At 41.3% G+C, this 10,208-nt stretch carries 13 protein-coding genes; 6 read left to right on the forward strand and 7 right to left on the reverse strand.

Translation table 11 applies throughout. The annotated features are described in order from the left end of the window. The first annotated feature begins 149 nt into the window (after window positions 1–149). Window positions 150–614 carry a DoxX family protein gene (locus G564_RS0112830; RefSeq protein ID WP_029038017.1) on the forward strand — a complete coding sequence of 155 codons (465 nt, stop codon included), beginning with the start codon at window positions 150–152 and terminating at the stop codon, window positions 612–614. A 117-nt stretch (window positions 615–731) separates the two neighbouring features. On the opposite strand, the gene G564_RS0112835 is transcribed toward G564_RS0112830, so the two are convergent. Genes G564_RS0112835 through G564_RS0112850 form a run of 4 tightly spaced genes read right to left on the reverse strand, consistent with a single transcriptional unit; the run spans window position 732 to window position 3,081 of the window. Next, window positions 732–1,208, reverse strand: a complete 477-nt coding sequence (locus tag G564_RS0112835) for a hypothetical protein (RefSeq protein ID WP_029038018.1) — start codon at window positions 1,206–1,208, stop codon at window positions 732–734. 19 nt (window positions 1,209–1,227) lie between these two features. After that, window positions 1,228–1,656: a YkvA family protein gene (locus G564_RS0112840; RefSeq protein WP_029038019.1), complete on the reverse strand. Its 429-nt coding sequence runs from the start codon at window positions 1,654–1,656 to the stop codon at window positions 1,228–1,230. 10 nt (window positions 1,657–1,666) lie between these two features. After that, window positions 1,667–2,491, reverse strand: coding sequence for a non-homologous end-joining DNA ligase (gene ligD, locus G564_RS19290; RefSeq protein WP_084625642.1), 825 nt, complete (start codon window positions 2,489–2,491; stop codon window positions 1,667–1,669). After that, a complete protein-coding gene (locus G564_RS0112850) occupies window positions 2,488–3,081 on the reverse strand; it encodes a DNA polymerase ligase N-terminal domain-containing protein (protein WP_037374020.1) in 594 nt (197 codons plus the stop codon). Before G564_RS0112850 ends, ligD begins: the two co-directional genes overlap by 4 nt. Window positions 3,082–3,253: 172 nt before the next feature. Between G564_RS0112850 and G564_RS0112855 the strand changes: the two genes are divergently transcribed. The 3 genes from G564_RS0112855 to G564_RS0112865 all read left to right on the forward strand — a co-directional run bounded on the left by G564_RS0112855 (window position 3,254) and on the right by G564_RS0112865 (window position 5,648). After that, on the forward strand, window positions 3,254–3,868 hold the full coding sequence (locus G564_RS0112855; RefSeq protein WP_029038021.1) for a MarC family protein: 615 nt from the start codon (window positions 3,254–3,256) through the stop codon (window positions 3,866–3,868). Window positions 3,869–3,942: 74 nt separating this feature from the next. After that, entirely contained in the window at window positions 3,943–4,134 is a 192-nt protein-coding gene (locus tag G564_RS0112860) for a cold-shock protein (RefSeq protein WP_029035283.1), read from the forward strand. 107 nt (window positions 4,135–4,241) lie between these two features. Further along, window positions 4,242–5,648 carry a hypothetical protein gene (locus G564_RS0112865; protein ID WP_029038022.1) on the forward strand — a complete coding sequence of 469 codons (1,407 nt, stop codon included), beginning with the start codon at window positions 4,242–4,244 and terminating at the stop codon, window positions 5,646–5,648. Between the two features lie 65 nt (window positions 5,649–5,713). Here the strand turns inward: G564_RS0112865 and crcB are convergent, their stop codons facing one another. After that, entirely contained in the window at window positions 5,714–6,082 is a 369-nt protein-coding gene (gene crcB, locus G564_RS0112870; protein ID WP_029038023.1) for a fluoride efflux transporter CrcB, read from the reverse strand. Next, complete coding sequence (locus G564_RS0112875) at window positions 6,082–7,110, reverse strand: SRPBCC family protein (RefSeq protein WP_029038024.1); 1,029 nt, start codon at window positions 7,108–7,110, stop codon at window positions 6,082–6,084. Before G564_RS0112875 ends, crcB begins: the two co-directional genes overlap by 1 nt. Before the next feature lie 156 nt (window positions 7,111–7,266). Between G564_RS0112875 and G564_RS0112880 the strand changes: the two genes are divergently transcribed. Further along, window positions 7,267–9,306: a dipeptidyl-peptidase 3 family protein gene (locus tag G564_RS0112880; protein WP_029038025.1), complete on the forward strand. Its 2,040-nt coding sequence runs from the start codon at window positions 7,267–7,269 to the stop codon at window positions 9,304–9,306. A gap of 62 nt (window positions 9,307–9,368) precedes the next feature. On the opposite strand, the gene G564_RS0112885 is transcribed toward G564_RS0112880, so the two are convergent. Continuing rightward, on the reverse strand, window positions 9,369–9,557 hold the full coding sequence (locus G564_RS0112885; RefSeq protein WP_029038026.1) for a hypothetical protein: 189 nt from the start codon (window positions 9,555–9,557) through the stop codon (window positions 9,369–9,371). 33 nt (window positions 9,558–9,590) lie between these two features. On the opposite strand from G564_RS0112885, the gene G564_RS0112890 reads away from it, so the two are divergent. Next, window positions 9,591–9,989 (forward strand): pyrophosphohydrolase domain-containing protein, encoded by a 399-nt coding sequence (locus G564_RS0112890; protein WP_029038027.1) that lies wholly within the window; start codon window positions 9,591–9,593, stop codon window positions 9,987–9,989. The last annotated feature ends 219 nt before the right edge of the window (window positions 9,990–10,208 follow it).

Raw genomic sequence — 10,208 nt, forward strand, 5'->3', positions numbered from 1 at the left:
TAGCGTCCAAGCCTAACAGGTCTCCAAGACCTGTTTTAGGTTTCTTCTAAAGATCAGCCTTTTCAGGTCCGACCTTTTAAAGTGTTTTAAACCCGGAAAGGCGGCATCGGCTATTTTTGTATTTTTATACTCCAGTTAAACCAGGATCTATGAATTCTCCTACTTTTCTCCGCACAGACGCTCAAAGAACTACCATAATAATCAGGATCATGGTGGGCGCCGTTTTTCTGGTCGAGGGTATTCAAAAATTCTTATATCCCGCCATGCGTGGACCCGGCCGATTTGAAAAAATGGGATTTCCGGAACCGGAGATCCTTGCATACCTTGTAGGAGCCTTTGAAGTAGTGGCCGGGACTTTAATCCTTATTGGTCTTGTTACCCGCGGTGCAGCACTGGTGACCCTGCTTATTATGACTGTGGCTGTAATCACAACTAAAATTCCCATTGCATTTGGAGAAAGCTTTGGTCCCTTTGTGTTACGGGAGCTGAGAACCTACGGTTTCTGGAGTATGACGCACGAGATGAGGACAGACTGGGCGATGTGGCTGGGATCTCTTTTTCTTATTGTAAAAGGCGGGGGCCGATGGTCTGTGGATAGATATATTACCAGATAATTAGCTTCAGGCAGAGCTGTTATTTTGTGACTAACAATTAAATGAAAGGGTCTCAAAAATGGCATTTTTGAGACCCTTTCATGTTTGATATTTTATTGTTCGGAAAAGATTTCCGTACTAATCCTCCTCATCAAAAGGATTATCCCATGGGATATTGTCATCGGGATCAATATCATCATAGTTCACTCCGGGCGGATTGAATAAACCCCAGCGGTCAATAACATAGTTCCATTGGTCAAAAGTTTTGACCCATTCTGCGAACAGCACCCGAAACTCATCAATTTCACTTCTCAGCATCTCAAGATATTCCACCTCCTTAAAATCTTCCATTAAAAAACCGTTACATCCCACGTAGATTTCTCTGGCACATTTTCGGATAATAGCGGCATTTTCCATTTTGATGTCATACAGATCCACTCCTTCGGCTCCTGCAATTTTCGGCGCCAGTTGTAAAGCGTCAGAATACATGTTACCTGCCACGGTTGCCGTGAATTCATTTTCTTCCGGAACCAACCTGACAATACGATCTACAATTTCCAGAATTTCCAGGGCTTTCCGGTAAAGAGGCATAGCCTGCAGTTTTTCTCTATTCATTTGGTGTATGGAATGTGTGTTAACTTAAGGAACTGTCATCTCTGCTTTCCATATTCTGGTTTCGGAGAAGTTTCCATTTTTCGTATGCTACCAGATCATCACTAACCAGTTTTAAACAAGCGGCTATGACAGCTGCGTCATCAAGTAGACCAACAATTGGAATAAAATCGGGGATCAGGTCTAACGGCATAAGCACATAAAGCAGAGCACCTGCCGCTGCGGCAATGGTTTTCCAGGGCACATTGGCATATTCTCCGCTCCAGTAGTCCCGAATGAGATTAAACATGCTTTTTGCACGATCCAGGTAACTACTTATTGAGTCACTATTCCGGAATTTATCTTCTATTTTTTGTTCCTTGGTTAAAAGTCTTTCCAGGTCTTTTTCTTTTACTTTTTCACCTTGTTCATTTACTACTCTGTTAGCCTCTTCCGGGTTTATCTCTTTCATTTTTATTAGTTTAATTATTTATTTTTAATTGGCCTGTTCTTCTAAATATGTTTTCAATGTGATAATGAGCTGAACTCTTCAATTTTGAAAGTTCCTCCCAGCCAACAGGAGTAGCAATTCCCGCTTCCTCATTGGCTCTAAGCGAATAAGGGCACACAGCGGTTTGTGCATAGGCATTTCGCAGGTAATCGACGAAAATTTTTCCTTCCCGTTGGTCCTTTCTTATTTTTGTGGTGAGCAGAGAGGGATGTTCACTTGCCGCTTCTTCTGCAAGCCTGCGCACCTCCTCCTTTACTTCATCAAAATCTTTTCCCCTCCTTCTCGAAAAATATAAATGTAAGCCGCTTTTTCCACTTGTCATAAGAGAAGGATCAAATCCTTTCTTCTGAAGGAAACTCCTCATCACTTTTGCAGCTTCCTTGACCTGTTCAAAAGAATTGGCAGGAGGGTCAAGATCGAAGATCACTTTATCTGGTTCCCGAAGTTTATCCCTGCGGCTAAGCCAGGTGTGGAATACCACCGTCCCCTGATTGGCTAGGTAGACCAGGGTTTTAACGTCATTACAGATAATCTGTGTGTTCGTTCCTTCTTCAGTCTCCACTTCAATGGTTTCAATATAATCGGGAAAATAATCGGCAGCATTCTTTTGGTAAAATCCGCTTTCATCTATTCCGTTAGGAAACCGTTGCAGAGTTAAGGGACGATCTTTTAAAAATGGCAGCATAAGGGGAGCGATCCTTTCATAATAGGAAACCATATCTCCCTTGGTGATCTTCTTCTGCGGAAAAATGATCTTATCGGCATTCGAAATTTCTACTCCTGCTACCTGCATCATTCTTTATTTTTTTCCTCTTTCTCAATTTGTTTCAGCGTTCTTCCTGAAACTACACTTTTATTCTGTGTACTCACAGGGTTGCGACGGGCATCGGCTTCGGCATCATCCTGCTTCATTAAAAGCCAATTGCCTTTCATATTTCCGCCTTTCATTTCTACCAGATTAAAACCTCCCTGTAATTTTTTTCCGTGGAGAATCACTTCAATGCTTCCTGCTTTGAAACTGTCTTCCAGGGAAATTATTTTTCCGTCTTCATCTTTCTTATTGCTTTCGATTTTTCCCTTATCCCATATCATTACAGTTCCCCCGCCATACTCTCCCTGCGGAATGACCCCTTCAAAATCTGCATAAGCAATAGGATGATCTTCTGTTGGAATGGCCATTCTTTTTACTGAAGGATCTGTACTGGGACCTTTGGGCACAGACCATGATTTAAGGGTGTTATCGATCTCCAGGCGAAAATCGTAATGGAGATTTGTAGCGTCATGCTTTTGAATGACAAAGATGGGCTCCTTATTTTTCTTTTTTGAAGGGATATCCTCTGGTTCCCCTGTCTTCTTGAAATTTCTTTTCTCGTTGTAATTCTTCATGGTACCCGATTCCAATTTGAAAATGTACAAAAATTGACCCTGCAGCTTCGTTAAAGAAGTCTCAAAACTTCCCAGGCCAGCTTGACGGACTGAAAGGAGGAGGCATTGTTTTTTCAGGTGGTTTATTTTAAATACTTTTACCCCTTTAAATTTTGAACACAAAGAATAATAAATGGAAGGGATCTGGGTATTTGCCATCGCTGTTTTCACCGGATTTATAGCTATTAATAACCCGGTTGGGAATGTGCCTATATTTCTTAGTCTTACGCGACAGGCAGACAGACCTACCAGAAAAAACATCTCCCGAAAAGCAACTTTTACGGCATTTATTATTGTCTCCGGATTCATTATTCTTGGAAAATACATCTTTGACTTCTTCGGTCTAACTATTCCCGCCTTTAAGATCACCGGGGGGATTCTGGTCTTTTTTGTCGGCTTCGAGATGATTCGCGCACAGGTGTCGAGTATAGATAACCAAAAGGAAGTGAATTTCAATGAGGAGATCTCTATTTCTCCCCTTGGTATTCCAATCCTGGCAGGACCCGGTACGATAGTTACGGCTATGAACTTTACAACTACGGCAACCTATCTTCAATTGGGGATCATTCTTGTGATGTTTGCACTGGTAATGTATCTAAACCACCTGGCTTTTCTCTCAAGTGAATACCTGGTTCGCTATATAGGAGCCAACAAGATCGTGGTGGTGGAGAAAATTATGGGACTTATCATCGCGATTATTGGAGTTAACATGTTGATACAGGGGATCCACATTGCTTTTTTGGAGTAAATAAATAATAAATTGATTTATAGTAGGTTATCGTTTTTATTGTTGTATCTTCGCCTCCAATTTAAATTTATATAATGAATAAAGGTACAGTTAAGTTCTTTAACGAATCAAAAGGTTACGGATTTATTAAAGACGAAGAATCAAACGACGAGTATTTCGTACATGCTAACGGTCTTGTAGACGAGATTAGACAGGATGACGAAGTAACTTTCGACCTTGAAGAAGGTAGAAAAGGTGTAAATGCAGTAAACGTGAGACAAGCTTAGTCTCAATTTTTGATATTTTATTCCTAAGCCTTACAATTTGTAAGGCTTTTTTTATGTCCTCAAGTGAAATTCTGTAATGGCTTTGGAATTTTTATTAACTTAATTCCATGAAACAACTTGTCTTTTTTTTATTACTGAGCCTTCAGCTCTCTGCTCAGGATTTTGTGGCTAAAAAAGGAGTAGTTATAGATGATCTCAAGGTTTCTGATACTCTTGGGGAATCTTATGCCTTATATCTTCCTTCCAATTTTCAGAACGAAAGGTCCTGGCCTGTAATATTTATTTTTGATGAGCAGGGTAGAGGGAAAGCCTCTGCATTACTATTCAGGTCTGCCGCCGAAGAGCAGGGTTATATACTTGTTGCGTCCAAGGATATTGATCAACAAAATGATCTGGAGAAAAATGCTTTGGTTGCAAGCCGGTTAATACAATATATTGGCAGAATGCTCCCTGTGGATTTTCAGCAAATTGCCACTGCAGGTTCCATGACGGGTGCTAAAACAGCAACTTCCATTCCGCCAATATTTGATAATATTCTTGGAGTTATTGCTGTTGGAGACCATTGGATGAATTTTAACCTGCTTGAGAAGAAAAATAATTTCGTCTTTATTGGTATTGTGGGAGATGAGCAGTTTTCTGTTGCCGGAATGAATCATACGGCTAATGCTCTTTCCCGTCTCAGATATCCCAGTCAGGTATATTCTTATGAAGGGGACAAGGAATGGCCAGATACCGAAATAATTAACAGCGCAGTAGGTTCTCTCACGCTTGATGCCATGCGAAGAAAGTTACGTCCACAGGATCAGGAAATAATAGGGAATTTGTATAGACAGGATCTGTCCCGGGTGAATAAATTGATGAGTCAGAATCGACTTCTGAATGCCGAAAATCTTCTGAAGATCATGGATGAGAAATATTCTGGATTAATAAGCACTACAGAAGTAAGATCTCAACAGGATCAACTTATGCGTTCCCGTAACTATTCCCAACAGAAGAGGGAGCAAAGCAGGGTGCTTGAAAAAGAAAACCGGCTTATTGATGACTTTACCTATTACCTTGAAGAGGATATTCGAACAGCTAATTTTGAAAATTTGGGCTGGTGGAATTATCAGAAGAATCAGCTCGATTCTCTGGCTCAGAAGAACGACGCCGAAGCTAAAATGGCTCAGAGGCTTAAAGGGTTTATCAATGAATTTGTAAGGCTTAAACACAATGAGCTTAGGGAAAGCCGAAGGAGTTCGCTTGAAAGTAAATTATTGGCAAATATGATTCAAACCATTTTTGATCCCCGGGCTTTTGATGCGTATAAGAGTATTATTTCCTTAAGCGCCCAGGACAATGATTTCCAAACTGCATATTTTTATCTGGAAGAAATGCTGAAGCACGGGTATAAAGACATGGAAGCTCTCTATGAAATTGAAGGCACGTTGGGATTGCGACTTACTCCTGAATATAACACTCTGATCGAAAAATATTTGGGAGAATCTAAATTTCATGACTCAACCAGGCCATAGCCAAAAATGACATTTTTGAAGTATTATTGGTCATCTTCCTCTTTCTGAAGATAATATGAGGTGGCTTACAGGATCTTAGAGATATACAATCCCGAAATGACCGCCGCAATTCCCAGAAAAATACTTCCGGCAGTATAAAATCCGAAGTTCAGGAAGTCCCCTGCTTTTAAAAGCTCCTGATTTTCATAGCTAAATGCCGAAAATGTGGTGAATCCACCACAAAACCCGGTGGCCAGAAATAAAGTGGCATTGGGAGAAAGTATCTGCTGTTTTAAGCCTAATCCCAGGATGAATCCAATTAAAAGGCTACCTGCCATATTCACCAGAAAAGTTCCCAGGGGAAAACTCCATAGCGGGTTAAGTTTACCAGCAATTAAAAACCTAAGGACACTACCGGCACCTCCACCTAAAAAGACAAGGAGTACCTGCTTCATTACTCTACAGGAATATAGATCTCGGTTACCCAAAGCGCAGGATTCTCCACCTGCGTTGGATCTGTAATAAAGATTTCAAAAGGTTGCCCCTGTGCGTCGACGATCAGGTTATTACTTTCGATGTAGCGGTATGTGTTTTCCCAGGCTTCAGAAACATTCTTATGGTGACCTCTCAATGTAGTTTTTACCACTTTTTGAGGTTCCAGATATCCATTGAGGATTTCACTTCCGGCGGGAGTGATCACCTGGCTGGGAGTAGGGACTCCTGTAGAAAAAATAGTAGTGCCATTTGAATCATCACGCTGATTGTAAATAATAAGAGGTTTACCGCTGATAGAGATATTATTCTGATCCATGTAGATCTTCACCTGTTCGATCATATTTGCGGCTTTACTGCTCACCTCGCCCATCCTGGAAGCGGTGGTAGTGAACATATAATAGCCGCCGCCGTGCTGCGTCACTCCGTCAACGTTAATGGTATATTCTTCCATTCTGCGAACAACGTTTTGCTCGAGGTTTTCCAGGCTCTGTTCAAAAAGGGGGTGGAATACATCGGAAAGATCATCGTCCTGTATCGTATATGCCAGTTTATCTTTAAAATTTTGTTCTCCTTCCAGTCTCCAGGTCACCCGGGTTTGATCCCCTTCAGGTTCAAAGCTCCATACCACCTTTCCTTTTGCTTCTCCTATAATAGTTTGCATTACTAAATCCTGCTCAATTTTGCTGAAAGGAATGACCGAAGTGTTTTCTATTCTGCCATCCCGGATCTCATCAGCTTGCCAGCTCAAATATGCATTTTCACCGGAAGGTTCACCTGTAACGTCTATATTCATTCCTTTCTTCTCCCGCCAGGCATTCCAGGTTTTCCAATTGGATAGATCTGCTACTTCTCTGAATAACATTGGTGCCGGCGCGTTGATCACTCTGCTGGATTCGGTAGAAAATTCCCCGTCTTTTGTAGCTACATAAATGGAACCTGCTATAAAGATAATGAGCAGGAGGAACAGGAGGTACTTTAAAATTTTCATTGGGTGGCAGGTTTATTGTATTTAATACGCTAATATAAATAAATTGAGTATGCTAATTCTTACATTTGTTAAGATTTGGTAAAACTGCAGTGGGGAACTTATCCCACTGCAATTTCTAATTACCGCATAACATTATTCACAATTAATTATTTGAAAATGAAATTTAAATTTTATTTGCTGCTGTTACTGGCATCAACAACTTTGATTTCCTGTGCAGATGCAGGAGTTGAAAATCCTGCAGCAGTAGGAAAGCTTGCTCAGAACGGGGATTTTGATTATCAGGTAGATGAATTCGCTGATATAAAAGTTCTTCGGTACCAGATTCCGGGCTGGGAAGATCTTAGCCTAAAGGAACAAAAACTGGTATATTACCTTGTAGAGGCGGGACTAAGTGGAAGAGATATTATCTGGGATCAGAATTATCGTCACAATCTGAAGATAAGAGAGGCACTGGAAAACATCTATACCGGTTATGAGGGCGACAAGACGACCGAAGACTGGAAGAATTTTGAGATCTATCTTAAAAGAGTATGGTTCTCAAATGGGATCCACCATCACTATTCAATGGACAAACTTAAGCCGGCTTTTAGTCAGGAATATTTTGATAACCTATTGTCTGAAACGGGAACAGAACTTACCGGAGAGGCTTATGAAGTGATCTTTAATGATAAAGATGCTAAAAAAGTCAACCTTGATGAATCCAAAGGTCTTGTAGAAGGTTCTGCAGTAAATTTCTATGGAGAAGGTATTACCGCAAAAGATGTGGAAGAATTCTACGCTGTAAAACAATCACCTGATCCTAACAGGCCCCTTGCCTTTGGTCTTAATTCAAAGCTTGTGAAGGAAAATGGAAAGCTGGTAGAAAAGGTCTACAAAAGTGGCGGGATGTATGGACCTGCTATTGACAAAATTGTCTACTGGCTGGAAAAAGCGCAGGGTGTAGCCGAAAATCAAAAGCAGGCAGAAGGTCTGGGTCTTTTGATCGAATACTACAAAAGTGGCGATTTACAAACCTGGGACGAGTATAATATTGCCTGGGTGCAGGCAACAGAGGGAAACATTGATTACATCAACAGTTTTATTGAAGTTTATAATGATCCTCTTGGATACACAGGTTCCTTTGAAAACATTGTTCAGATCAAAGACTTTGATATGAGCGAAAAAATGAGTGTTCTCGAAGAGAATGTGCAGTGGTTTGAAGACAATGCTCCGTTAATGGAAGAGCACAAGAAGAAAAGTGTTGTTGGGGTAACCTATAAAACTGTAATTGTTGCGGGAGAAGCGGGAGACGCATCTCCGGCCACCCCGATTGGTGTTAATCTTCCAAATTCCAACTGGATAAGAAAAGAACACGGAAGCAAATCTGTGTCTCTTGGAAATATTATTGAAGCCTATAGTAATGCCGGTAGTACCGGAAGGCTTCAGGAGTTCGCTCATGATGAAGAAGAAATTGCTCTTGAAGAAGAATATGGAGAACTGGCCGATAAACTTCACACAGCTTTACATGAGGTAGTAGGTCATGCTTCGGGACAAATCAATCCCGGAGTGGGAGAGACCAAGGAAACCTTGAAAAGCTACGCTTCCACCTTAGAAGAAGGACGTGCAGATCTTGTGGGGCTTTATTACCTGATGGATCCAAAACTGGAAGAGCTTGGGCTGGTTGATGATCATGAAAAACTTGGAAAAGCAGCTTATGACGGCTACATCAGGAATGGTCTTATGACTCAGCTTATCAGGATCGAACCAGGAGCAGATATAGAGGAATCTCACATGAGAAACCGTCAGTGGGTAAGCGCCTGGGTATTTGAAAAAGGTCGTGACCGTGGTATAATTGAAAAGGTGAACAGAGATGGCAAAACCTATTTCAATATTACCGATTATGCTGCGCTACGCGAACTATTTGGAGAATTGCTTAAAGAGACCCAAAGAATTAAATCTGAAGGCGATTATGAAGCGGCTAAAAACCTTGTAGAAAACTATGGCGTTAAGGTCGATCAGGATGTGCACCGGGAAGTTATTGAGAGGAATAAGCAATTTAAATCGGCGCCTTACAGCGGATTCGTGAATCCTGTACTGGTTCCCGAAATGGATGAAGCCGGGGAGATCACTTCAATAAAGGTAGTTCAGCCTGTATCTTTTGAGGAGCAAATGCTTGAGTATTCAGAGAAATACGACGTGCTTCCGCTGGAGAATTAAACATATAACCATGTGAATTAACCGTCATTCTAACAAGGATGGCGGTTTTTTTCTGCGGAAAATTATCCTTTCAGGAAATATTTTAAAACAAACAACAGCAGGATAAAGACAATGAATCCCCCGAGGATGTAAAGGGAGCCTTTGTAATATTTGCGATGAAGCTTTAAGTCCTTACGATAGCTGAAGAAGATCACTCCCGCAAAAACTATAAAAAACAATACGCCGAAAATTATCTGTCCGGTGCTAAACATTTTTCTAATTTTATGCGAATTTAAAGCATTAGGATGAAAAAAAGGCTAAAGGCAGTACAGGAGTTTCATGAGTCATTCGGTCTGGGAGTTGGAGAACAACCCACAGCTCACTTAGGAGAAGCAAAAATCAGGCTGCGTTATGAACTTATGAAGGAGGAAAATGAGGAATATCTGGAGGCAGCCGGGAAGGGAGATGTGGTAGAAGTGGCAGATGCTTTGGGAGATATGCTGTACATCCTGTGCGGCACGATAATAGAACATGGCATGCAGTATAAAATTGAAGAGGTCTTTGATGAGATCCAGCGTAGCAATATGAGCAAGCTCGGTGAGGACGGGAAGCCGGTGTATCGGGGAGATGGAAAAGTGCTGAAAGGACCGAATTACTCCCGGCCTTCTCTGGAAAAGATTCTCGGAATTAAAATTCAAGGTTAAATTTCTCTGCCCGCTGTCCTCTGACCTCTGATGTCTGACCTCTGATCACTATGATATCACTAAACATATAATTTGATGTATATCTCGCCCTTACAGGGCTTTTTTCAGGTGGCTATTTAAACCCCCGGGGTTGCACCCCGGGCTATTAATATTGCGCCCCGCTGGGGCTTTTTTGCTGTCCGCACACAATCTTCTACAGTCATATTCCGCGGTAGTCCC

This window comes from Salinimicrobium xinjiangense DSM 19287, from assembly GCF_000423585.1.
Taxonomy (GTDB): domain Bacteria; phylum Bacteroidota; class Bacteroidia; order Flavobacteriales; family Flavobacteriaceae; genus Salinimicrobium; species Salinimicrobium xinjiangense.